Source organism: Salinarimonas sp. NSM (genome assembly GCF_052380005.1).
Taxonomy (GTDB): domain Bacteria; phylum Pseudomonadota; class Alphaproteobacteria; order Rhizobiales; family Beijerinckiaceae; genus Salinarimonas.
The window spans coordinates 1-25,058 of sequence record NZ_JBQTCJ010000023.1 but is presented as its reverse complement, the minus strand read 5'-3'; the positions used below and the strand labels follow the sequence as shown (position 1 = coordinate 25,058).

At 71.3% G+C, this 25,058-nt stretch carries 24 protein-coding genes; 17 read left to right on the top strand and 7 right to left on the bottom strand.

The window, feature by feature from the left end:
* Window positions 1–3: 3 nt before the first annotated feature.
* Window positions 4–423 (bottom strand): hypothetical protein, encoded by a 420-nt coding sequence (locus tag ACTZWW_RS10530; RefSeq protein WP_444780910.1) that lies wholly within the window; start codon window positions 421–423, stop codon window positions 4–6.
* A 96-nt stretch (window positions 424–519) separates the two neighbouring features.
* Between ACTZWW_RS10530 and ACTZWW_RS10525 the strand changes: the two genes are divergently transcribed.
* From ACTZWW_RS10525 to ACTZWW_RS10510, 4 genes are read left to right on the top strand one after another with little or no spacing between them, the layout of a single operon-like run.
* Entirely contained in the window at window positions 520–1,533 is a 1,014-nt protein-coding gene (locus ACTZWW_RS10525; protein ID WP_444780909.1) for a lysylphosphatidylglycerol synthase transmembrane domain-containing protein, read from the top strand.
* Window positions 1,530–2,324, top strand: coding sequence for a hypothetical protein (locus ACTZWW_RS10520; RefSeq protein WP_444780908.1), 795 nt, complete (start codon window positions 1,530–1,532; stop codon window positions 2,322–2,324). The genes ACTZWW_RS10525 and ACTZWW_RS10520 overlap by 4 nt, the downstream gene beginning before the upstream one ends.
* A 43-nt stretch (window positions 2,325–2,367) precedes the next feature.
* Complete coding sequence (locus tag ACTZWW_RS10515) at window positions 2,368–2,904, top strand: methyltransferase domain-containing protein (protein ID WP_444780907.1); 537 nt, start codon at window positions 2,368–2,370, stop codon at window positions 2,902–2,904.
* Window positions 2,901–3,845, top strand: a complete 945-nt coding sequence (locus tag ACTZWW_RS10510) for a glycosyltransferase family 2 protein (protein ID WP_444780906.1) — start codon at window positions 2,901–2,903, stop codon at window positions 3,843–3,845. Before ACTZWW_RS10515 ends, ACTZWW_RS10510 begins: the two co-directional genes overlap by 4 nt.
* Before the next feature lie 10 nt (window positions 3,846–3,855).
* On the opposite strand, the gene ACTZWW_RS10505 is transcribed toward ACTZWW_RS10510, so the two are convergent.
* Window positions 3,856–4,707: a hypothetical protein gene (locus tag ACTZWW_RS10505; RefSeq protein ID WP_444780905.1), complete on the bottom strand. Its 852-nt coding sequence runs from the start codon at window positions 4,705–4,707 to the stop codon at window positions 3,856–3,858.
* Between the two features lie 156 nt (window positions 4,708–4,863).
* Window positions 4,864–5,700, bottom strand: a complete 837-nt coding sequence (locus ACTZWW_RS10500) for a formyltransferase family protein (protein WP_444780904.1) — start codon at window positions 5,698–5,700, stop codon at window positions 4,864–4,866.
* 242 nt (window positions 5,701–5,942) lie between these two features.
* Here ACTZWW_RS10500 and asnB point away from each other — a divergent pair, with 242 nt between their 5' ends.
* From asnB to ACTZWW_RS10465, 7 genes are all read left to right on the top strand, one after another.
* The gene (asnB, locus tag ACTZWW_RS10495; protein ID WP_444780903.1) at window positions 5,943–7,853 is read left to right on the top strand and encodes an asparagine synthase (glutamine-hydrolyzing); all 1,911 of its coding nucleotides are present in this window, start codon (window positions 5,943–5,945) and stop codon (window positions 7,851–7,853) included.
* Window positions 7,850–9,172 (top strand): nucleotide sugar dehydrogenase, encoded by a 1,323-nt coding sequence (locus ACTZWW_RS10490; protein WP_444780902.1) that lies wholly within the window; start codon window positions 7,850–7,852, stop codon window positions 9,170–9,172. The genes asnB and ACTZWW_RS10490 overlap by 4 nt, the downstream gene beginning before the upstream one ends.
* A gap of 65 nt (window positions 9,173–9,237) precedes the next feature.
* Window positions 9,238–11,166 carry an alginate lyase family protein gene (locus ACTZWW_RS10485; protein ID WP_444780901.1) on the top strand — a complete coding sequence of 643 codons (1,929 nt, stop codon included), beginning with the start codon at window positions 9,238–9,240 and terminating at the stop codon, window positions 11,164–11,166.
* Complete coding sequence (locus ACTZWW_RS10480; protein WP_444780900.1) at window positions 11,167–12,372, top strand: glycosyltransferase family 4 protein; 1,206 nt, start codon at window positions 11,167–11,169, stop codon at window positions 12,370–12,372.
* Window positions 12,369–12,998: a sugar transferase gene (locus ACTZWW_RS10475; RefSeq protein ID WP_444780899.1), complete on the top strand. Its 630-nt coding sequence runs from the start codon at window positions 12,369–12,371 to the stop codon at window positions 12,996–12,998. The genes ACTZWW_RS10480 and ACTZWW_RS10475 overlap by 4 nt, the downstream gene beginning before the upstream one ends.
* Window positions 12,995–13,666, top strand: coding sequence for an acetyltransferase (locus ACTZWW_RS10470; RefSeq protein ID WP_444780898.1), 672 nt, complete (start codon window positions 12,995–12,997; stop codon window positions 13,664–13,666). Before ACTZWW_RS10475 ends, ACTZWW_RS10470 begins: the two co-directional genes overlap by 4 nt.
* Before the next feature lies 1 nt (window position 13,667).
* Window positions 13,668–14,876: a DegT/DnrJ/EryC1/StrS family aminotransferase gene (locus ACTZWW_RS10465; RefSeq protein ID WP_444780897.1), complete on the top strand. Its 1,209-nt coding sequence runs from the start codon at window positions 13,668–13,670 to the stop codon at window positions 14,874–14,876.
* 4 nt (window positions 14,877–14,880) lie between these two features.
* On the opposite strand, the gene ACTZWW_RS10460 is transcribed toward ACTZWW_RS10465, so the two are convergent.
* The 4 genes from ACTZWW_RS10460 to ACTZWW_RS10445 form a co-directional block, all read right to left on the bottom strand.
* Window positions 14,881–16,143 carry a hypothetical protein gene (locus ACTZWW_RS10460; RefSeq protein WP_444780896.1) on the bottom strand — a complete coding sequence of 421 codons (1,263 nt, stop codon included), beginning with the start codon at window positions 16,141–16,143 and terminating at the stop codon, window positions 14,881–14,883.
* Window positions 16,144–16,261: 118 nt separating this feature from the next.
* Window positions 16,262–17,050: an imidazole glycerol phosphate synthase subunit HisF gene (hisF, locus tag ACTZWW_RS10455; protein ID WP_444780895.1), complete on the bottom strand. Its 789-nt coding sequence runs from the start codon at window positions 17,048–17,050 to the stop codon at window positions 16,262–16,264.
* 2 nt (window positions 17,051–17,052) lie between these two features.
* Entirely contained in the window at window positions 17,053–17,673 is a 621-nt protein-coding gene (gene hisH, locus ACTZWW_RS10450) for an imidazole glycerol phosphate synthase subunit HisH (protein WP_444780894.1), read from the bottom strand.
* Between the two features lie 187 nt (window positions 17,674–17,860).
* The gene (locus tag ACTZWW_RS10445) at window positions 17,861–20,050 is read right to left on the bottom strand and encodes a hypothetical protein (protein WP_444780893.1); all 2,190 of its coding nucleotides are present in this window, start codon (window positions 20,048–20,050) and stop codon (window positions 17,861–17,863) included.
* A gap of 242 nt (window positions 20,051–20,292) precedes the next feature.
* Here ACTZWW_RS10445 and ACTZWW_RS10440 point away from each other — a divergent pair, with 242 nt between their 5' ends.
* The 6 genes from ACTZWW_RS10440 (at window position 20,293) to ACTZWW_RS10415 (ending at window position 24,785) form a co-directional block, all read left to right on the top strand.
* Entirely contained in the window at window positions 20,293–20,862 is a 570-nt protein-coding gene (locus ACTZWW_RS10440; protein WP_444780892.1) for a hypothetical protein, read from the top strand.
* A 7-nt stretch (window positions 20,863–20,869) separates the two neighbouring features.
* The gene (locus ACTZWW_RS10435) at window positions 20,870–21,904 is read left to right on the top strand and encodes a hypothetical protein (RefSeq protein ID WP_444780891.1); all 1,035 of its coding nucleotides are present in this window, start codon (window positions 20,870–20,872) and stop codon (window positions 21,902–21,904) included.
* Complete coding sequence (locus ACTZWW_RS10430) at window positions 21,895–22,683, top strand: SDR family oxidoreductase (protein WP_444780890.1); 789 nt, start codon at window positions 21,895–21,897, stop codon at window positions 22,681–22,683. The genes ACTZWW_RS10435 and ACTZWW_RS10430 overlap by 10 nt, the downstream gene beginning before the upstream one ends.
* 140 nt (window positions 22,684–22,823) lie before the next feature.
* A complete protein-coding gene (locus ACTZWW_RS10425) occupies window positions 22,824–23,372 on the top strand; it encodes a hypothetical protein (protein ID WP_444780889.1) in 549 nt (182 codons plus the stop codon).
* Window positions 23,369–24,133, top strand: a complete 765-nt coding sequence (locus ACTZWW_RS10420) for an acylneuraminate cytidylyltransferase family protein (protein ID WP_444780888.1) — start codon at window positions 23,369–23,371, stop codon at window positions 24,131–24,133. The genes ACTZWW_RS10425 and ACTZWW_RS10420 overlap by 4 nt, the downstream gene beginning before the upstream one ends.
* On the top strand, window positions 24,123–24,785 hold the full coding sequence (locus ACTZWW_RS10415; protein ID WP_444780887.1) for a hypothetical protein: 663 nt from the start codon (window positions 24,123–24,125) through the stop codon (window positions 24,783–24,785). The genes ACTZWW_RS10420 and ACTZWW_RS10415 overlap by 11 nt, the downstream gene beginning before the upstream one ends.
* Window positions 24,786–25,058: the final 273 nt, after the last annotated feature.

Here is a 25,058-nt window from a genome sequence, read left to right as displayed (position 1 = left end):
GGCTCAGCCCCGTGCGGCGCGCCGGCGCACGAGGCGTGCGGCGACGAAGGCGGGGATCTCGAGGATGGCGCCCGCGGCGACGACGGCCGCGCCGAGCGCGGATCCACGCGCATCGTGCCGGTTCGGCAGGGCATAGAAGACGCGTGCGCCTTCCGGAGTCGCCTCCGCGACGAGCGTCGCCGCGTCGAGCCAGGCGCGCCAGGCGGGCGAGCGCCGACGCAGGACGGGTTCGCAAACGCGCAGGGTGAAGCGCCCGGCCCATCCGAGGGCGGGCAGGCGGCCCGGCAGGTCGGGCGCGTCCGCCATCCGCTCGAGCAGGCGATCGACCGCGTCCGCGGGCGCGGCTCGGCCGAGCACGTAGCCGAGGAGCCACGCCGCCGGGGTCGTCCTCGATGTCGCTCGCGTTCGCGCGTCGCCCGTCACCGCCGTATCCCGCACCTTCGCCGGCTCGCGGCTTGCCGCCGCGGCGAACCCGACCTATGAACGCTCGGCCCGCGAGAGGGGAGATACGCGCCGCTCATGGTTCAGGCCGTCTTGAAGCTGGGCGTCATGGTCGCCCTCTTCGCAGCTCTGTATCACTTCGAGTTGATCCGTGTCGAGGACCTGGCCGCCTTCGCGGCGATGCCCGGCGCCGTCGTCGCGGTGGTGACGCTGAGCCTCGGCCAGATCCTGCTCGCGGGCGTGCGGCTGTGGCTCCTGCTCGTCTCGCAGGGCGTGCGCATCGGGCTCCGAGCCGTCACGCGGATCAACCTGATCGCGACGTTCGGCACGGTCGTCCTTCCCGGTACCTGGGGGGGCGACGCCGTGCGCGCGGCGCTGCTGCTCCGCCAGGCCTCGCGGCAGCGTGCGTCGGCGATGGTCGGCCTTTTGATCGACAAGCTCGTGAGCCTGGCCGCGATGGTCGCGCTCCTCGCGGGCGCGACGCTCGCGATGGCGGACCGGCTTCCCGAGGCGGTGGCGGCGATCGGGAGGGTGGCGGGCGCAGGCGTCGTCGTCGGCGTCGCGGCGGTTGCGCTGGCAGCGGCGTTCTCCGCGCCGCTGCGCCGCAGGCTCGACACGCGGGATGGCGGCGGTCCGCCGCACTCCCGGATGCGCGCGTTCGCGCGCGATGTCGCCCTCGCCCTTCTCGCGGCGTCGGCGCGGCCCGTCGCCCTCGTCGTCTCGTTCGTCTCGGCCGGCCTCATCCACCTCGTCGGGATCGTCAGCGTGCTGATCGTCGCCGATGCCCTCGGCGCGCCCGGCATCGACCTGACATCGAGCACCTTCCTCACGACCGCCTCGTTCCTGGCGAGCCTCGTCCCACTCACGCCCGGCGGGCTCGGCGTCGCCGAGGCGGCCTTCGCTCAGGCGGCGCTCCTCCTCGACGGCACCTCGAGCGCCTTCGCCTACGGGGGCGTCTTCCTCGCCTTCCGCATCCTGTTCTCGCTCGCGACCCTACCGGGCCTCGCGCTCGTCCTCGTGTCCGACCGGCCGTTCCGCGACGCGCTCGGCCTGGGTCCGACCGCGGGCGGGGAGGGGAGCGACGCGCGATGACGCAGGAGTTCCGCGTGAGCGGCTGGGCCCGCTTCCTCGAGACGGCGCGTGCCGCGGGCTACGCCCTGCTGCCGGGCCGCGCGCTCGCCGACGGCTGGCCGGAGCGCCCCGCGATCCTCCTGCGCCACGACGTCGACCGGCGCGCCGGCCGCGCGCTCGCCATGGCGAGGCGCGAGGCCGCGCTCGGCGTGAGCGCCTCCTACTACGTCCGCCGTGCGCGGGGTGGCTTCGACGTGGAGGCGATCCGCGCGATCGCCGCCCTCGGCCACGAGATCGGCTATCACTACGAGGACCTCGCGCGGACGGACGGGGACCGTGTCCGTGCGCGCGCGGCGATGCGCCGCCATCTCGCCGAGCTGCGGGCCCTCGTTCCGGTGACGACCGTGTGCGCGCACGGCAGCCCGCTGTCGCGGCACGACAACGTGACGGTACTCGACGGCATCGACCCCGCTGATCTCGGTGTTCGCGACCTCGCCCGCTCGCTGCCGCACGCGGGCGTGCTCTACCTCACCGACAGCGGGAGGACCTTCGCCGACACGACGGCCAACCTGCGCGACCGCATTCCCGCGGCCCTCCGCGCGCCGGAGATCGCGACGCTCGCCGACCTGGCGGACGCGGTCTCGGCCTGCCGCTACCCGCGCATCCATCTCAACGTCCACCCCGAACGCTGGACGGACGAGGCGGCCGGGTGGTGGCTGCAGCGCGCCCAGGACGCCGGCGTCGCGATCGCCAAGCGCGGTCTGGGAGCGATCCGCCGCCGACGGGGGGTCGCGCAACCGCCGCAGTGCTGATAGAGACGCCTCCGCGAGGGCGAGAAGGGGCTACGGAACGGACATGGCGCGGTCGGGGCTCTACGGCGGCGGCGACCCACTCGGGTATCTGCTCAGCGAATGGCGAACACGGGTCGTGCTGTGCGCGATCAATGGCTTCGTCGTCGATCTCGCCTGCGGCGACAACCGCATCGTGCGCCGGCACGGCACGGGCCGCGGCGTCGACATCGACGCGCGCGGGCAGGACGACGTGCTCGTCGCGCCCGACTTCGCGACGCTGCCGTTCGAGACCGGGAGCGTCGACACGGTGACGATCGTGGCCTCCCTCAACTATTTCGAGGCGCCGCTCGACGTGCTGCGCGAGGCGCATCGCATCCTGCGGCCCACGGGCCGCCTCGTCCTCACGATGTCGAACCCCGCCGTCATGCGCGTCTGGCACAAGTTCCGCGACCCGTGGGTCCGCAAGCCCGCCGTCGACGACGCCGAGCTCGCGACCCTCCTGTCGCAGTCCGGCTTCCGGCGCGTCGCGCGCCGCGGCTTCATGCTCGGCGCCAATGCGCTGACGATCGCCGAGCCGGTTCGCACGGGAGACGCGGCATGAGCGGGGACAGCGCCATGCGGGCCGAGGCTCGGGCCGAGACGACTGTCGCGGCGGTCGAGGCGGCTCCGCCGCCGGTCACCATCGTCGTGCCCGCCTACAACGAGGAGGGCGCCATCGCGGAGGTCGCACGGGGTCTCGCCGCGCGGTTCCCCGAGTGGGAGGTCCTCGTCGTCGACGACGGCTCCAGCGACGGCACGGCCGCGGCGCTCGCGGCGATCCCGGAAGTGCGGACCATCCGCCACACGGTGAACCGCGGCTACGGCGCCTCCTGGCGCACCGGCATCGCCAACGCGCGCGGCGCGCACGTCGCCTTCTTCGACGGCGACGGGCAGTTCGACACGGAGGATCTCGCGAGGCTGCACGCCAAGGCGCTCGCCGAGAACCTCGACATGGTCAGCGGCTGGCGCCAGACGATGCAGGGCGTGCCGCTCAAGCGCAAGCCCGGCAAGTGGGTGCTCGGGCGGCTCGCGGATTTCCTGGTGCAGCGCAAGGTGCCGGACCTCAACTGCGGCCTACGGATCATGCGTCGCGACGTCATCCGCCGCTACGCTCACCTCCTGCCGCTCGGCTTCTCGGCCTCGACGACCTCGATGCTCGTGCTGATGAAGCGCGGCTACGCGGTCGACTTCGTGCCGATCCGCATCCGCGAGCGCGTCGGCAAGAGCACGGTGCGGATCTTCCGCGATGGGTTCGGGACGATCCTCCTGATGATCCGGCTCACGACCCTGCTCGACCCATTGCGCGTCTTCCTGCCGGTCGCCGCGGTCCTCACAGGCTTCGCGGTCGTCTACAGCCTGGCGATGGCGCTCGCGGTCGGCGAGGGCGTTCCCGTGCTCGGCGGGGTCGCGGCCCTCGGCGGGCTGCTCGTGTTCCTCATGGGCATCATCGCCGACCAGATCTCGGCGCTGCGCCTCGAGCGCTTCGAGGCGCCGCCCGGCTGATCGCGCCCCCTCAGGCGCCGCGGCGAACGCGCCGGACGCGGGCGACCGCCTCGACCAGCAGCGCGAGGACGACGCCGATCACGAGGCCGAGGAGGAGCGCCGTCGCGACGCTCATCAGCCAGCTCACCCCGACCATGCGCGTGGTCGTCGACACCGGCCCGGACGATACGGGCGTCAGCGCCTCGCGGGCGCGCTCGAGGTCGGTGATCGCCACCTGGACGGCGCGGCGCGTCTCGTTCAGCTCCAGCCGGCTGCGAACAAGATCGGGGACGACCAGGATCTGGCTCGCCTCCGATAGGCCCCGGAGCATGTCGAGGACTTCCGCCTGGGAGGTATCGTAGACCGACATCGCGGCGCTCTGGCTTTCGATGCGCGACGCGATGTCGGCGACCCGTCGCTCGAGCACCTCCTGCTGCGCGCGCGCGAAAGCCTCCGCCGAGGCCTGCAGCAGCGCCGCGGCCGCCTCCGCCTCCGCGGGCGCGGTCGTGAGGCGCATCAGGATCGTGCCCTCGGTGTCGATGTCGACGAAGGGGGATCCGTCGCCGCTGAACGCGCCGGTCTGCGCAGCCGTGTTGACGGCGCCGACGAGGGTCGCGCGAGCGTTGTGCTTCAGGACGGCCTCGGGCTGGAGGCTGGTGTACACACCCTGCAACTGCGGATCAGCGCTGCGCGCCGGCACGACGGTGATCGTGGTGTCCGCGACGACCAGGGGAGCCCGAGCCGTCGCCGCGGCCGCCACCGTGACGAGGAGCGCCGTCGCGACGATCCACGGCCAGCGCCGCAGCAGGATACGGAGGAGGTCAAGGAAGGTGAGCTCGTCACCCGCATGCCGACCACGGCCGTCTTCGACTATCTCGGACATGCCCGAGCCACCCCACTCGATATCACGCAGCCATATATGTTTTTTTCCTAGCTCGCTTGTGCCGCTCTCGTCAATTCACCCAGTCACGACGACGATCTGCTTCGTCGTCACCAGTGTCGCGCTCGAAGCGTGCCCCGAGCGACGCGCGGCAACCCTTCAACGTCCCGACGACATCGATAGGACGACGATCCGCCAGACGTCACGCAGTCGCGCGATACGGTGCCCGCGCGCGCGGATGCGGCGCAGGACGTCCCCCTCCGGGAAGGAGCGCTGGACGGCGCGGCTCTCGTCCTGCGGCGTGGCCTGGAGCGGCGTGCCCGCACGATAGGCCGCGACGCGGTCCGACAACGAGTGCGCGAGATCCTCGCGCAGCACCGTCCACAGCTCCAGCACGGTCGTGTCGCGCGTCACCGGCCGCGGCGGCGTCAGCGCCACGATGGGTCCGCTGTCGACGCCCGGATCGACGAGGTGCACGGTCCCGCACGCCTCCTCGACGCCCTCGTCGAGCATCCAGAAGGCGTTGGCGGGTCCACGAAACTCCGGCAGGCGCGCGGCATGGCTGTTGAGCACGCCGTCGCGCGCGGCCGCGATGATCGGCGCGGTGAGGATGAGCGCGCTCGCGTTGATGACGAGGTCCGGGGCCTCCTGTGCGAGCCAGGCGACGAACGCCTCGTCCGAGACGGAGACGCGGCGCACGGGGATCCCGGCACGCCTCGCCATCCGCACGACCGATCGTCCGGCGAGCATCGAGAGGGCCGCCGAGACGTGGAACACCAGGATCTGGAAGAGCAGGTAGCCGAGCGGTGCACGCTTGAGCCGCTTCGACGTCCCCGCCATAGCCCTGCCGGTCTTGGGCGAGCGCGGGACGATCGGCACCTCGACGAGGACGTCGATCGCCGCGGGGTCGCGGGCGAGGAGGCCGCCGACGAGGATCTTGCCGTTCAGTCCGCGGCAGACGATCGCCACGATCTTCTTTCGTCTCGCGTCCGGCATGGGCTCGCATCGGCTCGAGGGCGGGAAGCGGGGAGTAGCGTCGCGGCCGCGCATTTGTCAAAGGCGCCGAACGGCGCTAGGACGCGTCGCGGCAGGGCGCTCCACGGCCCGAGCCGGGTCGACCGACCATACTCCCCGAGCCACGTCATGCGCGATGGGTTCCCGCCAGCGATGCCGCCCGTCCTCAACACCGATCGCGGATGCGCCCTCGACGCCCGCGCCCGTCCCGAGGGTCGCTCGACATGTGCGGCATAGCCGGCTGGCTCTCGCGTGACGGGTCTCCGCCGGCGACCGCGCTCGTCGGCGAGATCACCGACCACATCCGCCACCGCGGCCCGGACGACGGCCATGTCTGGACGGACGGCCCCGTCTGCCTCGGCCACCGACGGCTGTCGATCATCGACCTGCACCCGCGCGGGCGCCAGCCGATGCTGGACGCGGCGACCGGCGTCGCCATCACCTACAATGGCGAGATCTACAATTACAAGGAGCTGAGGCAGGAACTCGCCGCCGGCGGCTACCGCTTCGAGACCGAGACGGACACGGAGGTCGTGCTCGCGGGCTACCTCGCCTGGGGTGCGGCCTGCCTGCCGCGCTTCGTCGGCATGTTCGCCTTCGCGCTCTGGGACCCGCGCGACCGCAGCGTGCTGCTCGCGCGCGATCCTCTGGGGATCAAGCCGCTGCTCTACGCGCTGGACGAGCGCCGTCTCGTCTTCGCCTCGGAGATGCAGGCGCTCACGCGCAGCCGCGCGGTGGAGCCCCGGCTCGACCGTGCCGGCTTCCTCGACATGCTCACCTTCGCGGCGGACCTCGATCCGCACACCTGCGTCGCGGGCGTCGCGAGCCTGCCGGCGGGGGAGGCGCTGCGCATCGATGCACGGGGCAGCCGGGGCTGGCGCTACTGGGCGGCTTCGCCCCCGGCGAGCCCCACCCCGTTCGATCCGCAGGCGTTCGAGCGCGCGACCTGCGAGACGATCCGCAAGACCCTCGTCGCCGACGTGCCGGTCGGCGTCTTCCTGTCCGCGGGCGTCGATTCCAACGTGGTCGCGACCTGCGCGGCGGATGCCACGGGTGCCGCCCTCGACGCCTACGTGATGAGCTTCCCGGTCGCGAACTTCGACGAGGCGCCGGACGCAGTGGGCGCAGCGCGTGCGCTCGGGCTCCGGCCGCACGTGGAGCAACTGCCGGACACGGGCTTCGCCGACCTCGTCGAGCGCGTCATGACGCATTCGGGCGAGATCACGCCGAACCCCTCCTTCATCGCCACCTGGCATCTCGCGGCGCGCGCGGCCCGGGACGTCAAGGTGATCCTCTCCGGCGACGGGCCGGACGAGCTGCTCGCAGGCTACCCGACCTATCCGGCGAGCCTCCTCGCGGCCCCGGTGAACCGCCTCGTGCCGCCCGCGCTCCTCGCCCGGCTCGGCGGCTTCGTCGACGCCAAGCCCGCGGGCTTCCGCAAGAACGACTGGCGCGAGCGCTGGCAGCGCTTCCTCTACGGCGCGCGCCGGCCCGGCGCCGATCGTCACGGCGTCTGGCGGATCATCGTGCGCCCGGAGCTGTTCTCGGGCCTGCTTCACCCGGATCTCGCCGCCGAGATCCGCGCGCTGCCGGACCCCGTCTCGGAGAGCTACGGCGCGGCGCTCGGCGAGATCGACGTCGGCACCGACCTCCAGCGGCTGTGTGCCGTCGACACGCGCATCTACCTGCCCAACGACGGTCTCGTGAAGATGGACCGCGTCGGCATGGCTCACGGTCTCGAGATCAGGGTGCCGTTCCTCAACCACGACTACGTCGCGCAGACGCTCGCGCTCGGCGACGAGGCGCGGCGGCGCGTGCGGCTCTCGCCGCGCCCGGGCATCGAGCAGAAGTCGGGGCTCAAGCGCGCCTTCGCCCACCGGCTCCCGGCGCACGTCCTGCACGGGGCGAAGCGCGGCTTCAACGCGCCCGCGGGCGAGTGGATCAACGGCTCGGCGCGCACGCTCGTCGACGACGTGCTGACGCCCGAGACGCTGGCGCGGCAGGCGATCTTCGATCCGGGCTTCGTCGCGGGGAAGCTCGGGGCCCATCGGGAGCGGCGCACCGACGAATCGCATCTGCTCTGGCTGGTGCTGGCCACGACCTTGTGGGCGCGGCGGGAAGGGGTGACGGCATGAGCGGGGGTGCGGGAGAGATGCGAGCGGAGGAGGCCGTCGGCGCCGAGCGGATCGGCGTGGTCGGGCTCGGCTACGTCGGCCTGCCGGTGGCGACCCTGATCGCGCAGCGCCATCCCGGCACCGTCGGCTACGACGTCGATCGCGGACGGGTGGAGCGCATCCGCGCCGGGGCGGACGACACCGGGGAGGTGAGCCGAGAGGAGCTCGTCGCGTCGGGCCTCCACGCGACCAACGACCCGGCGGACCTCGACGGCACGACCTTCTTCATCGTCGCCGTGCCCACGCCCATCGACGAGGATCGGCGGCCGAACCTGGAGCCGCTGCGCAGCGCCTGCGAGGCCGTCGGGCGCGCGCTTCGCCCCGGCGGGCTCGTCGTGTTCGAGTCGACCGTCTATCCCGGCGTGACCGAGGAATTCTGCGGGCCGATCCTCGAGCGCGTCTCGGGCCTCGCGCCGGGCGTCGACTTCAAGCTCGGCTACTCCCCGGAGCGGATCAACCCGGGCGACCGGGAGCATACGCTCGCGCGCATCGTCAAGGTCGTGTCCGCGCAGGACGAGAGCGCGCTGGCGCGCGTCTGCGCGGTCTACGGCAGCGTCGTCGAGGCGGGGCTCCACAAGGCGCCGTCGATCCGCGTCGCCGAGGCGGCGAAGGTCATCGAGAACACCCAGCGCGACCTCAACATCGCCTTCGTCAACGAGCTGTCGATGATCCTCGACCGCCTCGACGTGCCGACCCGCGACGTGCTGGCGGCGGCGCGCACGAAGTGGAACTTCCTCGACTTCAAGCCCGGGCTCGTCGGCGGCCATTGCATCGGCGTCGACCCCTACTACCTCACCGCTCTCGCCGAGCGGATCGGATACCACCCGCAGGTGATCCTGGCCGGCAGACGGATCAACGACGGCATGGGGAGCTTCATCGCCCAGAAGCTGGTCAAGCTCGTCATCCGCTCCGGGCGCCCCGTCGCCGGCGGGCGGGTCGGGATCCTCGGGCTCACCTTCAAGGAGGACGTGCCGGACTTGCGCAACAGCCGCGTCGTCGACATCGTCGCCGAGCTGCGGGAGTTCGGCATGGAATGCCTCGTCCACGATGCCGCCGCGCGACCCGAGGACGCGCTGCGGGAGCACGGCGTCACCCTGCGTCGGCTCGAGGAGCTCGATGCGCTCGACGCGCTCGTCCTCGCCGTTCCGCACCGCGCCTACCGCGAGACGCCACCCGCGGCGCTGCTCGCCCGCGTGCGGGAGGGCGGCGTGGTGGTCGACGTGAAGTCGATCCTCGATCCGGCGGACGTCCCGCCGGGCCTGACGTACTGGAGCCTGTGAGGCGGGTCGGCTCCGCGCCGACGTCTCGCCCGAGAACAACGGCCACACAGCGAAGGGTCAGACAGATGCTCGATGCAGCCCGCCGACATTGGCCGACGGCTGTCAGGCTCGGATTGCCGCAGGTCGCCACGGTCGTCGCCTACCGCCTCGCGGTGCGCACGGGTCTCGTCGCCCGCGCCATGCCCGTGCAGCCGGCGCCGGGCGCGCCGCTGTTCCGGCTCGCTGGCGATCCCCGGCCCGCGCCCGAGGGCCTGCGGGGCGCGGACGCGATCCTCGCCGAGGCGGATGCGCTGGCGGAGGGGCGCATCCGGCTCTTCTCCGACGCGCTCCACGAGGTCGGCGATCCGCCGCGCTGGCAGGTCGATCCCGTCACGGGCAGCGCGCTCGGGGACGAGACGCGGCACTGGTCTCACATCCACGAGTTCGGTGCATCGGGAGACATCAAGGCCGCTTGGGAAGCCTCGCGGTTCGATTGGGCGCTCGTCCTCGCACAGGCGTGGCGGATCACGGGCGACCGGCGTCACGCCGACCTCCTGAGACGCTGGTGCGAGGACTGGCGGACGCACAACCCGGCCTGCGGCGGCGTCAACTGGAAATGCGGCCAGGAGACGTCCTATCGGCTCTTCCAGGTCCTGCTCGCCGCGCGCCTCCTGGGCGAGGACGAGCGGCCGGAGCCCGGGCTCGTTTCGTTCGTGGCCGAGCATTGCCGCCGCATCCGTCCCACGATCCGCTACGCGATCGCCCAGGACAACAACCACGGCACCAGCGAGGCGGCGGCGCTCTACATCGGTGGCGCCTGGCTCGGGCGCCATGTGGACGCGGGAAGCGCGGTCGGGCGGGCCGCGCGGCGCTGGCGGGATGCCGGCGCCGCATGGCTCGGCGACCGGGCACGGCGGCTGGTCGCGGAGGACGGCAGCTTCTCCGAGCATTCGGTGACCTACCACCGGATCGTGCTCGAGACGTTCACGATCGCCGAGCTCTGGCGGCGCTGGCTCGACGCGCCCGCGCTGCCGCCGGTCGTCGGCGAGCGCACGCGCCTGATGATCGCGTGGCTCGACGCCATGGTCGATGCGGACGGCGGCGGCGCGCCGCTGATCGGCGGCAACGACGGCACGGACCTGTTCAAGCTCGCCGGCCCCCGCTACGGCGACTTCCGCTTCTGCCTCCAGCTGGCCGCGCGCGTCTTCGAGAATCGCGACCTGTTCGGGCCCGGCCCTTGGGAGGACGCGGCGCGGTGGCTCGATCTCCCGGCGGCAGCGCGTCCGGCCGAGGCACGGCCCGCCGGGACGGCACGTCTCTTCGCCGCGGGAGGCTGGGCCGTCCTCGCGCTGCCGTCGGCGCCTTCCGTGCGCGCCGTCGTTCGGCTGCCCGTCTACCGCTTCAGGCCTGCCCAGGCGGATGCGCTGCATCTCGACCTCTGGGTCGCGGGCGTCAATGTCCTGCCGGATGCGGGAACCTACAGCTACAACGCTCCGGAAGAGACCTACGACTACTTCGTGGGGACGCGGAGCCACAACACGATCGAGGTGGATGGGCGCAGCCAGATGCCGCGCATCGGCCGCTTCCTCTTCGGCGATTGGCTCGTCGAGGACCCGAAGGCGCGCCTCGACGCCGACGACGAGGGCTGCATGCTCGCGAGTGGCTATCGTGACGGGGAGGGCGTGCGGCACCGGCGCACGGTGCGCATGGCGCCAGGGCGCATCGACGTGAGCGACGAGATCACCGGCGCACGGAGCGGGGCGGTCCTGCGCTGGCGCCTCGCGCCGGAGCTGGAGTGGAGCCAGACGGCCTCCGGCGTGCGCTCGACGCTGCTCGACATCGCCGTGACCGCGCCGGACGGCGCCGTGCGCGCGGTCGTCGGCGGAGCGCTCAGCACCCGCTACTTGCGAACCGAACGCCTTCCGGTCTACGAAGTCGCCGCGCGCGGATCCGGCTCCTTTTCGTTCACGACGGTGATGACGCTCGCAGGTGCGTTCCCAGAGGCGACCGGCTGAATGCACGTCCTCTACTATCACCAGCATTTCTCGACGCCCGATGGGTCCACGGGCGTGCGGTCCTACGAGTTCGCGCGCCGGCTGATCGCGGAAGGGCACGCGGTCACGATGGTCTGTGGCAGCTACAAGGCGGGCCGCACGGGGCTCGACGGCGCATTCCGCAACGGGCGGCGCACCGGCCGCGTCGACGGCATCGAGGTGATCGAGCTCGAGCTGCCCTACAGCAACCACGACGGTCTCGCTCGGCGCGCCTTCCGCTTCCTCGAGTTCGCGCTCCGGAGCTCGGCGATCGCCCTGCGTCGCGACTACGACGTCGTCTTCGCGACATCGACGCCGCTGACCGCCGGGATTCCGGGAATCCTCGCGCGCCTCCTGCGGCGCAAGCCCTTCGTCTTCGAGGTGCGCGACCTGTGGCCGGAGCTGCCGCGGGCCATGGGCGTCATCCGCAACCCGGTGCTCCTCGCCGCGATGAGCGCGCTCGAATGGGCGTCCTACCGGGCGGCGTCGCACTGCATCGGCCTGTCGCCGGGCATGATCGAGGGCATCACGCGCCGCGGCGTGCCGCCGGAGCGCGTGACGCTCATCCCGAACGGCTGCGATCTCGACCTGTTCGCGCCCGGCGACCGCGTTCCCTCCGGAGAGCCGCTCGTCGCCGCCTACACCGGCACGCTCGGCCTCGCCAACGGGCTCGACGCCGTCCTCGACGCCGCGGGCGAGCTGATCCGTAGAGGTCGCGAGGACATCCGCATCGTGCTCGTCGGCGACGGGGGGCGCAAGCCGGCGCTCGTCGCCCGCGCGGAGGCCGAAGGGCTCGAGAACTGCACCTTCCTCGACCCGATGCCCAAGCGCGAGCTGGCGGCCTTCATGCAGCGCGTCGACGTCGGGCTGATGGTCCTCCAGAACATTCCGGCCTTCTACTACGGAACCTCGCCGAACAAGTTCTTCGACTACATCGCGGCGGGCATTCCGGTGCTCAACAACTATCCCGGCTGGGTCGCCGGGATGGTCGAGGAGACCGGCTGCGGCGTCGCGGTCCCGCCCGGCGACGCGGGCGCGTTCGCGCAGGCCCTCATCGACCTCGCCGACGATCGGGCCCGCCTGCCGGCCATGGCGGCCGCCGGTCGCAGGCTGGCGCAGGAGCGTTTCGACCGTCGCACGCTGGCGGGATGCTTCGTCGACGTCCTCGAGGAGGTCGCCGGGCGATGAAGCGGGCGCTCGACGTGATCCTCGCCGGGACGGCCTTGATCCTGCTCGCGCCGGTCATCGCCGTCGTCGCCGTCCTGGTCCGGCGCAAGCTCGGCTCGCCGGTGCTCTTCGTGCAGGAGAGGCCCGGTCTCGGCGGGCGGCCGTTCCGCATGCTCAAGTTCCGGACGATGCGCGACGCCCTCGACGCGTCCGGCGCCCCGCTGCCGGACGCCGAGCGCCTGACGGGCTTCGGGCGGGCCCTGCGCGCGACGAGCCTCGACGAGCTGCCGGAATTGTGGAACGTGCTCAAGGGGGACATGAGCCTCGTCGGCCCGCGGCCGCTGCTGATGGAGTACCTGCCCCTCTACACGCCGGAGCAGGCCCGCCGGCACGAGGTCCGCCCGGGCCTCACCGGCTGGGCGCAGGTGAACGGCCGCAACGCGGTGGGCTGGGAGGAGCGGTTCGCGATGGACGTCTGGTACGTCGACAACGCGAGCCTCGCGCTCGACCTCAAGATCCTGCTCATGACGGTCCGCAAGGTCCTCGTGCGGGAGGGAATCAGCGCGCAGGGCGAGGCGACGATGGGCAAGTTCCGAGGACGCGCGTCCGAGACGGGCGAGGCACGCCGGCCGGGAGAGGGATCGTGACGCTTCACGCGGTCTACGGCGCGAGCGGCTGTGGTCGCGGCATCATGCCGCTCCTGCGCGAGCAGATCGGCTTCACGCGGGGAGGCGAGCGCGCGGGCCACGTGCTCGAGCCGGTCTTCGTCGACGACGGCGCGAACGGCTACCGCGTCAACGGCCACGACGTCCTGAGCTTCGAGGCGTTTCTCGCGCATCCGGCGCCGGCGAAGGCGGCGTGCATCGGCATCGCGAACTCGCAGGTGCGCATGCGGCTCGTCGAGCGATGCGTGGCGCACGGCGTGGAGATCGTCACGGTGAGCGCCCGCGACGTCGTGATCATGGACGACGTCGAGATCGGTGCGGGCGCCGTGCTGTCGCCCTTCGTGACGCTGACGTCGAACATTCGCATCGGCCGGGCTTTCCACGCCAATATCGGCTCCTACGTGGAGCACGACTGCGTCATCGGCGATTGGGTTACCTTCGCGCCCGGTGTGAAGTGCAACGGCAACGTGGTCGTCGAGGACCACGCCTACATCGGCTCGGGCGCGGTCCTGCGTCAGGGCGAGCCCGGTGCGCCGCTCGTCGTGGGCCGCGGCGCGGTCGTGGGCATGGGTGCGGTGGTGACGCGGAGCGTTCCCGCGGGCGTGACGGTCGTCGGCAATCCGGCGCGACCTCTGGTCAAGGAGACATAGGGTGCTCAATACGCAGCTTTCCCCGTGGCCGAGCTTCTCCGAGGAGGAGTGCACGGCCGTCGCGCGGGTCCTGGCATCCAACCGCGTGAACTACTGGACGGGCGAGGAGTGCCGCACCTTCGAGCGCGAGTTCGCGGCCTGGGCCGGCAGCGCGCACGCGGTCTCGCTGGCCAACGGCACGCTCGCCCTCGACATCGCGCTGGTCGCGCTCGGGATCCGGCCCGGGGACGAGGTCATCGTCACGCCGCGCACGTTCATGGCCTCGGTGTCCTGCGTCGCGAACGTGGGCGCGACCCCCGTCTTCGCCGACGTCGACCGCGACAGCGGCAACATCACGGCCGAGACGATCGCGGCCGTGCTGTCGCCGCGCACGCGCGCGATCCTCGTGGTTCATCTCGCGGGCTGGCCCTGCGACATGGATCCGATCATGGCTCTGGCGCGCGAGCACGGGCTCAAGGTCGTCGAGGACTGCGCGCAGGCGCACGGCGCGCTCTACGGCGGGCGCTCCGTGGGCACGATCGGCGACGTCGGTGCCTGGTCCTTCTGCCAGGACAAGATCATGACGACCGGCGGCGAAGGCGGCATGGTCACGACCGACGACCGCGAGCTGTGGTCGCGCATGTGGTCCTACAAGGATCACGGCAAGAGCTGGGAGGCCGTCTACGAGCGCAAGCACGCGCCGGGCTTCCGCTGGCTGCACGAGACCTTCGGCACGAACTGGCGGATGCTGGAGATGCAGGCGGTGATCGGCCGCATCCAGCTCGCCCGCATGCAGGAGTGGACGCGCGCGCGCACCGCCAACGCCCATGCGCTGATCGAGGCGATGCGGCCGTTCTCGGGCGACGGGGGACCGATCCGGCTCCCGGTGCTCGGCAGCGCGGGCGACGGCAGCAACGGCCTGACGACGCACGCGTACTACCGCCTCTACGCCTACGTCCGGGCCGAGAACCTGCGTGCGGGCTGGGACCGCGACCGGGTCGTCGCCGAGATCGTCGCCGCCGGGGTCCCCTGCTACCAGGGCGCCTGCTCGGAGGTCTATCTCGAGCGCGCCTTCGACGGCACGGGGTGGCGGCCGGACGGCGGCCTGCCGGTGGCGCGCGAACTCGGTGAGACGAGCATCTCCTTCCTCGTCCACCCGACGATCACGCCCGATCAGCTCGCACGGTGCGTCGAGGAGATCCCGCGCGTGCTGGAGCGTGCCGCGGCCTGAGCCTCTACCCGCCTTGCGGTTCCCCGGCGGTCTCGCGCGTCTCCGATCCCGGCCGACGAGCACGGCGCTCCGCCGTGCTCCGCCGGGTGACCGTGACGAGGTGCCCGAGGCACAGCAGGAAGAACAGGTCGATGTGGATGGAGAACGCGGTGAGGCTGTAGGCGGCGGCGCCGCCGACGTAGAGCAGCGGGAAGAGCCGCGCCCGGTCCCAGCGCGCGAGGCGCGCCTCGATCAGCCCGCGCAGCAGCACCCATCCTACGAAACCGTAGAACAGGATGGCGAACGGGACTCCGTAGCGCAGCGCCAGCGTCGCGGGGGAGAAGTGGACGTTGTGCTGGAGGATGACCTCCGTGCCGTACTCCCAGGCATAGAAGTATCCGGCTCCGCCGCCGAGCAGGAACTGGATCGGGCTCAGATCGGCGAAGGCCGCACGCAGCTCCGCGAGCCGGCCGCCGGAGACGACGTCCAGCTCCGCCAGCGAGGAGGCCTCGAGGAAGCCGACGACGCGGGGCCAGAGCGTGTTCTGCAGATGCGGTGCGGCGACGACGAGGACGACCACGCCGGCGGCGAGCGCGGCGAGCGCCAGAGGGATCGCGCGCTTCGGGTCGATTCGGGTCGTGCCCAGGCGCGCGGCGACGAACAGGGCGCCGACGGCGATCACCATGAGGATCGCGCCGCGCTTGTTCGACAGGATGATGGGCAGCAGGGTCGCCAACGCCGCCAGCATGGTCCCCGGTAGGAAATAGGCGAAGGGCAGCAATTGGTTGTACGCGTCCGCGGAGAAGCGCTGGACTAAGCCCAGCCGGTCGAACGCGATGACGGCCGTGATGCTGAGGAAGGCCGCGACGAGCGCCGCCCAGGCGATGAGCCGGAACGACGGCGCTCCCGCGATCGGGGAGGGCAGGGCCCGGCCGAGGCTGTAGACGACGTAGGCGGCGGCACCGTTGAACAGCGCCGAGAGGGCATAGCGGAGGCTGAACGCCTGGCCGAGCAGCATGCCCACGAGCCCGACGGCGGCCGCGAAGGCGACGCTCGCCAGGAGGAGCGCCTGCATCGGGCCGCGGGGAAGCAGGAAGCTCTTGTCGCCGGGGACGAGGACGAGGAGGAGGATGGTGAGCGGGTTGAGGATCTGCGTCAGGATCACGGGATCCCAGATCTGGATCGTGCGCGTCACCCCCGCGAGCTGGAGGACGACGTTGTAGGCGAGCAGCCATCCCAGCATGATGGCGACGTGGCTCGCGTGGCCCGGGCCGATGCGGTGCGTCAATGGTCTGGTTCCCAGGTGCGGCAGACGTCGCCGGGAGATTCGTGCACGACCGTCGCCCCGCAGGTAGCGCGCCCGCCGTGCACTTGTCCAGATCTCGGCTCCGGACGTGCAGGATCGCTCAAAGCCGTACGTTCACGCCGGCGCGCGCGAGTGCGCGCTTGCCCTGTCGATCCGCGAGCTCCTTGAAATGCCAGATGTTCGCGGCGGCGACCGCGGCGGCGCCGGCCTCGACGCCGTGCTTGTACTGCTCGAATCGCCCGACGCCCGAGCAGGCGATGACCGGGATCGTCGTCGCCTCCGCCACGGCGCGCACGAGGTCGAGATCGTAGCCGCGCCCCGTCCCGTCGCGGTCGAGGCTCTGCAGCAGGATCTCGCCCGCACCGTGAGCCTCGGCCTTGCGTGCCCACTCGGTCGCCTCGACGCCCGTCGCCGTGCGCCCGCCGTCGACGTAGACCTGATGGCGGCCGTCCTCCTCGCGCCTGGCGTCGATGCTCACCACCATCGCCTGGTTCCCGAAGATGGCCGCGCCGCGGGTGATCAGCTCCGGCTCGCGGAACGCCTGCGAGTTGATGGCGACCTTGTCGGCGCCGGCGTTGAAGACGGCGCGCATGTCCTCGGTCGAGCGGATGCGCCCGCCCCAGGTCAGCGGCATGAAGCAGGTCTTGCTCACGGCCTCGAGGATGGCGAGCGGCCCGCCCATGTCCTTGGTCTTGTGGTCGTCGCGCCCGATGTCGTAGCGGTCGTCCCGGGTGATGTCGAGATAGACCAGCTCGTCGACGTTCCACTCGTTGAAGCGCTTGACCTCGTAGTACGGGTTGCCGATCACCTGATGCACCGAGAAGGTCTCGCTGCGCACGAGCAGACCGTTCTGCAGCAGGAGAACCGGGATGAGACGGATCTTGAGCATGCTCACGGCCTCCAGGAGAGGAAGTTCTCGATGATCTTCAGGCCGGCGTGCTGGCTCTTCTCGGGGTGAAACTGCGTGGCGGCGATGTTGCCCACCTCGACGGCCGCCGCGAACGGGCCGCCGTGGTCGCAGGTGGCCGCGACGACGGAGGGGTCGTGCGGGACGACCGCGTAGGAATGCACGAAGTAGAACGTCGCGGCCTCGCCGAGGTCCCGGAAGACGCCGTCCCGCTTGTGGATCACGGCGTCGTTCCAGCCGATGTGCGGCACGCGCAGCGACGGGTCCGACGGGGTGAGGCGCACGCAGTCGCCCGCGATCCAGCCGAGCCCCGGGTTGACGCCGTGCTCGTGGCCGGTCCCGACGAGGAGCTGCATGCCGACGCAGAAGCCCAGGAACGGCTTGCCGCGCCCGCGCACCTCGTCCTCGAGCGCCTCGCACCAGCCGCCCTCGCGCAGGTTCTGCATGCCGCGCGCGAAGGCGCCGACCCCGGGCAGCACGATCCGCTCCGCCTGGGCGAGCCGCTCGGGATCGTCGACGATGGCCGCGTCCGCACCGACGCTGTCGAAGGCGTTGATGACGGACTTCAGATTGCCCATGCCGTAGTCGATGACGGCGACCTTCATGGAAGACCTTTCCCGCGCGCTGCGCGTCGTCGCTTACACCAGCGGCATGAAGTGCTCAAGCGAGGCTGCGGCGCGCGGCGTTGTCCTCCGGCGCGAGACGAGAGGCTCGCGGTCGTGAGGCGAGCGAGGGGGGGAATTCGGTCGACGGGATGCGAGGTGCTCCCGTGCGAGGGTCGCGGTGCGGGGCTCACGGTGCCGGCTCTACACGGTAGACGACGTTCTCGCGAGTCGGCCAGTCGTCGGACGGGGTCGCGAAGGCGCGGGTCACGCCCGGCGCCCGGGCCAGGGCGTCGGCGAGGATCGGCTGATGGCGGTCGGGGACGTAGATGTGCGTCACGCCCCACGCCCGCATCAGGGCGAGGCTCTCGGGATCGGCGGGATGCCAGTAGGCGCGGTCGAGGGCCGCGAGCGGCGGCGGCTCGCCGGCGACCACCGGCATCGAGCCGGTGAAGCGGGCGACGTAGTTCGCCCGGTTGAAGACGGCGCCCCGGTCGGAGATCACGGGCAGCCAGGGGAGGGACCAGTCGTAGGGCCGCCCGTCGGGGGCCACGCCCGCGACGTTCGCCACCTCGTCCTCCACGGCGATGTCGCGCTGCGAGGACGTCAGGACGAGGGTGGTGGCGGCGTCGCCCGTGCGACCGATCCATTCGTAGGCGGCCCGCTGGGCGGGGCTCAGCTCCGCCCGGTTGAAGCGCCCGTTGACGACCTCGTGGGCACCGAAGGCCGTCATGATGCCCGCGCACAGCAACGTCGCCGCCCGCGGCGCGCCGATCCGCAGCGCGGCCGTGCAGAACGCGCCGGCGGCCACGAGGAGCGCGGCGGCATAGACGTACTCTGTGCCGAAGGGGCCGGGCAGATCCGCGAGGAAGAAGCCGAAGGAGAGGCGGATCAGCGTCGGGTTCTGCAGGTTGACGATGGGGAGGAGCCCCAGGGCGGCGAGAGCCGCCACGACGACGAGGACCGCGAGGCACCCCGTCGCGAGGCGCCGGACGGCGAATGCGGACGCGCGCTGAAGCCACTGCCAGAGAGCGCCGACGAGGATCGTACCGAACACCAGCTTGGGAACGCTGAAGTCGGCGAGGGTCACCATCGACGGGAAGATCAGCGAGCGGGTGAAGGGGGCGACCGCCTGGACGAGCGGATCGACGAGGAAGACGGCCACCCCGAGCCATGCGGCGGCCGCGAAGATCACGATCGAGGGCGGCCGTTCCCGCCGCGACGCCAGGATCGCGACGAGGACGCCGGCGGCGACGACGAGGTGGGCGAGCCACCCCTGGAAGCGGAGGAAGTCGCGCAAGAGGTCGGCCGCGGGGAAGTCTCGCACCTCGTGGATGGCCGCGCTCTCGCCGCCCTGGAGGCGGGCGAGGAGCGGGCCGGGGTCGACGAGCGTCGCGACGAGGACGAGAAGGACCGTCGCGGCCGCCGCGACCGGTATGGCCCAGAGGCGCCAGATCCAGGGCTCGCGCCGGAAGCTCCAGGTCTCGGCGAGCATGTAGAGACCGAGGATCACGGTCCCCCAGATGAAGAGCCGGGGGTGGACGGCGAGCAGCGCTCCCAGCACCGCGCCGAGCAGAAGCGGAAAGCCGATCGTCCCGAGGGCGCGCGGCAGATCTCGCTGGATGGAGACGAGCGCGGCCAGGAGCAGCAGCCCCGTCGTGCCGGGGATGCGCGCGAACGAGCCGTCCCCGTACTGCCAGACGAAGGCGGAGTTGAAGGCGAGGAAGAGGCAGGGCAGCGCCACGGCGCGGGGGAGGTCGGGGGCGATGCGGCGCACGATCACCCAGGCGCAGAGCATGGCCGCCGTCACCCAGGCGACGGCGAGGTGGAGCTGGGCGAGGGAGGCGTCGGTCCCCGTGAGACGCATCACCGCGGCGGCCAGGCTCTCGTTCCCGGCCGTGCCGACGTAGAGCTGGACGACGTCGAGGCTCGGCCAGAACCGCGCGCGCGGAAATCCGCCGTCGCCGGCGATCAGCCAGGTGACGAACGCGTAGTACTGCGAGTCGACGCCGGGAGCGGCGATGTGGTTGCGGAAGGGGAAGCCGACGAAGGCCACGAGCCCGAGCGCGAGCGCGACGCCCGCGGCGCAGGCGCGGGGTCCCGGCAGCAGGCGGCGGCGCCGGGCCCGGACGAGACCGGCGGCGACGAGCACGCCGGCGGCCGTCCAGGTCAGCGCCGTCAGCCCGTTGAAGAGCGACACGTCCACCCAGGACGCGACCGCGAGGGCGAGGCCGCCCAGTGCGGGCGCGAGGTAGAGGGCATCGGGCGACGGCGGGCCGCCCGGATCACGCCTCGGCCCCGAGGCGGTGCGGGGAACGAAGGCGAGACCCGCGGCGCCGAACAGGACGACCAACCCGATCGCGACGAGGAAGAGGGTCATGGGCGTGACGTCATTCGATCATTGCTCGCGCAGAGCCCGACCCGATCAGATCTCGTCCAGCATCTCGTCTGCCCGCGCGGGATAGCATGGCGGCTCGACGTCTCGCAACGGCGGCGGCGGGTTGGTTTCCGAGGCGATCCCTGCCGAAGGAACTCCGGTTGCCAAGGGAGGCGCGAGATCCTACACCCGGGCCGGCGTTTTCGCGTCGGCGCATTGCGATGCCATCGACCTGGAGCAGCGGGATGAAGCTCGTATTCTGTGATGCGGAGTTCACGGGTGAGCACGCGCACACGACACTGGTCTCGCTCGGGCTGGTGGACATCGACGGAAACGAGCTCTACCTGCGGCTCTCCGACTTCGACGAGACGCAGGTGACGCCCTGGCTGCGCGAGAACGTGCTGTCGATGATACCGGTCGAGAGCCGGATCCCGTCGCACGCCGCGTACGCGAAGCTCGGCCAATGGATGGAGACGCTGAGCGGGGGCGAGCGCATCCACCTCGTGTCCGCCGGCAAGGGCGCCGACATCATCCTGCTGTTCGAGCTGTACAAGCACGCATTCCCGTCACTGGAGCGGTTCCACGCACTCCATTGCCTCCCGCCCTACCTGAACCATACGCAGCACTTCGACTTGAACACGTTGTTCTTCGCGTGCGGCGTCGATTCGGACCAGGCGCGGGAGAGCTATCTGGGGCGCAGCGTCTCCCCATCGCGCCACGATGCCCTCTACGATGCCAAGGTCGTCAGGGAGTGCTTCCTGAAGCTCCTCGACCACCCGGCGATGGAGCGCTTCGCCCGGGCGCTCGGCCGGTAGTCGGCTCATGACCCTCTTCTCCATCGAGACGAACGCCGCGTTCCCGGAGGAGCCCGCGCGGCTGCCCGAGCTCGCCGGCATCCTGGGGGCTTTCGGCCTGACGCTCCGCGGCGCGCCAAGGACGGTCCGCAAGGCCAACGTGGCATCGACGGTGGTCCGCTGCGACAGCGTCGAGCGCGGCGAGGTCATGGTGCGCGGCGCCGAAGGGGCGCTGGCTGACGCGATCGAGGCTCAGTGTCGGGCCGTCGCAGCGGTCGCGCACGCCGCGGTCGTTCGCCCGCTGGTCTCCCTGCGCGGCGGCCACGTCGTGGTGGACGGCGGTCGCGCCTGGATCGCGTATCCCCGGATCGCGGGAGAGGTCCTCGATCCGCTCCGGCACGATCCCGTGCGGGCGTTCGACGCCGGTCTCGTGCTGCTTCGCGAGCTCGGCGCGCTGGACGACGACGTGCTCCGTGGGATGCCGAGGCTGAGCGGCGGTGGCGATCTGCCGCAGGAGCAGCTGAGCCTGCTCCTTCGTGAGAGCTTCTGGGGCGGCAGCGAGCTGGCAGCGCACGTGTCCGCGACGACGCGCGCATGCCTCGTCGAGAACGCGGCGCTGCTGGCCCGATCGATCGATCGAGCGGCGGCCTACCGTCCTCCGGTGCAGGCGCGAGCGATCCACAATGACATGCAGCATGCGAACATCATCGTTTCGCCGGAAGGGCCCGTGTTCATCGACATCGAGGACGTCGGCATCGGTGATGCCACCCTGGCCGTCGGGCACTGCGCGTTCAAGATCGCCCGCCATGCCGCATTCCTCGACAGGCGCGCTCTGCCGCGGGCGCGTCAGATGTTCGCCGGCTTCGTCGCCCGCTGCGCGAGCGAGCCGTCGCTCGACCCGCACCAGGTTCGCGTTGCCGCCGCTCGCAGAATATGGAACGACGTCGCCTTGATCGTCGGGGCCCACGCATCCGGCCGCGACGACTGGCTGTACGATCTGGAGAAGAAGCTCTGCAATGCGCTGGAGCTCGCCGTGCTCGAGGGAGAGCTGACATGGACCTGAACCTTGCCGACAAGACCGTCTTCATCGCCGCCGCCAGCAAGGGGATTGGCGCCGGCCTGGCGACGGCGTTCGCGCGAGAAGGAGCACGTGTCGCGATCTCGTCCAGCTCGCAGGAGAACCTGGATCGGGCCAAGGCGAAGATCCTCGCCGAGACGGGCGTGGAAGTCGGGACCTACGTCATGGACGTCGGGTCCCTCGAATCCGTCTCGCAGTGCATGGAGCGCGTGCTCCGCGACCTCGGGCATGTCGACATCCTCGTTCCGAACGGTCCGGGCCCGAAGCCCGTCGGCGCGGCCGACGTCACCGATGCGCAGCTCCTCGCGGCGCTGACCTCGAACCTCATGAGCACCATCGCGATGTGCCGAGCGGCACTCCCCGCGATGAAGCAGCGCCGTTTCGGCCGGATCATCATCCTCGCGTCGAGCACCGGGCGCGAGCCCGACGCCGGGATGACCTTGAGCAACGTGGCGCGTGCGGGTGTCCTCGCCTACGTCAAGACGCTCTCGCGGGAGGTCGGTTCGCAGGGGATCACCGTGAATGCCATCCTGACGGGAGGCGTGATGACCGAGCGCACCGTCGGGCTGATCCGGGGAGACGCCGAGCAGTCCGGCAGGCCCTACGAGGAGGTTCTGGCCGAGGCCGGGGCCGCGATTCCCGCCGGCTACATCGCGTCGCCGGAGCAGTTCGTGCCCACGCTGGTGTTCCTGGCGTCGGAGGCTGCGGCGTACGTCAACGGCGTCAACCTGCCCGTGGACGGCGGATACATGAAGGCGATCTGAAGATGTCGTCAGCGACGGACGCGGCGAGCTTCTTCTCCTATGGCGATCGCGACGCCGAGATCGCCGGCAAGCTCCGGTCACTGCGGTGCGATCCCGCGGCGCTCGCGCGCGCGCTGCTCGCGGACCTGTCCGTGCGCGGGATGCCCGCGAACGACCTGGAGCGCATCGAGAGCCTTCTGGGAGCTTTGGGATCTCTCGCGTTCGATCGCATCTATCCGAACTACTTGACGCATCCGATCCGGCTCGCCGCCGCGTTCTCGCGCGAACGCGGCGGCATCCCGCGGTATGAGGACGTGGCGCTCGGCCTGTGCCACAATTTTCGCGAGACCGCGGTGGAGGGGCAGGACGACGTCGAGGCCGCGTTCCTGTCGCCCGAGCTCGGCCGGCTTCTCGACGTGCTGTTCACGAATCGTGAGGTGGAGCGAGAGGCGTCGTATCTCGACACCTATTACGATACGATAGAGCATTCGCCGATGGACCTCATGATCCTGAAGGGCCACGACAAGCTCGACAACTTTCTTTCCTACGTGATCTATGACATCGACGTGTACCACAAGGATGTCGTGACGGATTGGGTCGTCCCGCGACTGCGGAAGCGCGCTCCCCGCCTCGCCGCATACCTCGAGCAGGTGTCCGAGTACGTGTTCGAAGATAGCGTCAAGCGCACCTTCCGGGAGGCGAGCCCATGAAAGTCGACGCGCTCGGCCCCTGCCTCGGGCTGGTCACCGCGCGAGGCGGCTCGAAGGGGGTGAGGGACAAGGCGACCCGGCCGCTCTGCGGGAAGCCGGTGGTCGCCTACACGATCGAGACCGCGCTCGCCTGCGACGAGATCACCGACGTGCTGGTGTCGACGGACAGTTCCACCATCAAGGACGTGGCCGTCGAGGCCGGCGCGCAGGTGCCCTTCCTGCGTCCCGACTCCCTCGCGACCGACCTCTCCAAGCAGGAGGACGCGGTCCTGCACGCCATGGACTGGTGCGAGCGGCAGGGAAGGCGCTATGATTGGCTGTGCCTGCTGGAGCCGACCGCACCCTTGAGGACGGTCGCGACGCTGCGTCGAGGGTTCGACCTGCTCCGTCGGAGGCCGGAGCTTCCGGGGGTCTTCTCCATCAGCCCCGTCTCGGTGCCGCCCTCGAAATGTGCATCGGTCGACGTGCACGGCACCGTGGCGCACTTCTATTCACCCGAGAAGAGCGTCCTCAATCGACAGGAACTGCCACAGTACTACAAGCTGTCGAACCTCTGCGTCGTCATTCGCTGGGACGAGTTCAAGCGAGCCGGGAACTTCCTCGCGGATGGTCGAGCCGCTGCGCTCGTCGTGGACCCGATCGAGGCCATCGATATCGATGAGCCGCTCGACTTCCTCGTGGCGGAGATGCTGCTCGCGCGAGGGCTCGGATCAGAGGGCGACACCCGTGCGATCGTCAACGGGACGCGCGATGGCGGCTGACGCCGCCGCCGGCATCGTCATCTGGAACGGCGTCGCGCCCGGCGCGGCGGCGGAATTCGAGCGCTGGCACGACGAGGAGCACCTCGCCGAGCGCCTCGCGATCCCCGGCTTCCTGCGCGCCCGCCGCGGCATCGCCGTCGACGGGAGCGCAGGCTATCTCACGGTCTACGACGTGGCGGATGCGGACGCGATCGGGCAGGGCGCCTACCCGGCGCGGCTCGATGCGCCGAGCGCGTGGACGCGCCGGGTCATGCCGCTGATGCGCGACACCGCCCGCATCCTGTGCCGCGTCTCGGCGTCGTACGGGGACGGGGAGGGCGATCGGCTGGTGGCGATGCGCCTGCCGGATACGGCTTTCCGCGGCGACGCGACCCACGCGGCGCTCGCCGAGGAGGCCGCGCGGCTCGTCTCGGAGGGCGTGCTCGCCGAGGCGACGCTCCTCCTGCGCGACGACGCCCTCACCGCCCGCCGCACCGCCGAGCACGCCCTGCGCGCCGAGCCCCCTGAAACGCCAGCCGGCGCCCTCGTCGGCGAGGCGCGCGGCGACGACGCGGCGACGCGGGCGGCCGGCCGGCTCGCGGGCATCCTCGGCCAGGAGCAGGGCGGGTCCGCACGCGTCTACCGCATCCAGGCCCGACGCATGGCGGGATAGCGGCGCGATCGGCGCAGCCGCTCTCCTTCCCTGTAGGGGAAGGTGGATCGCCGCGAAGCGGCGAGACGGATGGGGCGCGCGGAACGCGCGTTCGGCGGAGCCGAAACGGACGTCTCCGACCGGACACCGGGGCTTCCGCTTCGCGGAACGCGTCGCTTTCGCGCCGCGCCCCATCCGTCGCGCCGTCGTATGCGCGCGCGGCCGGCGGAGCGCTTCCTCCTTCCCCTACAGGATTCCTCTGCGAAACTCCGCCTTGTTCTGGCTTGCCGTTGT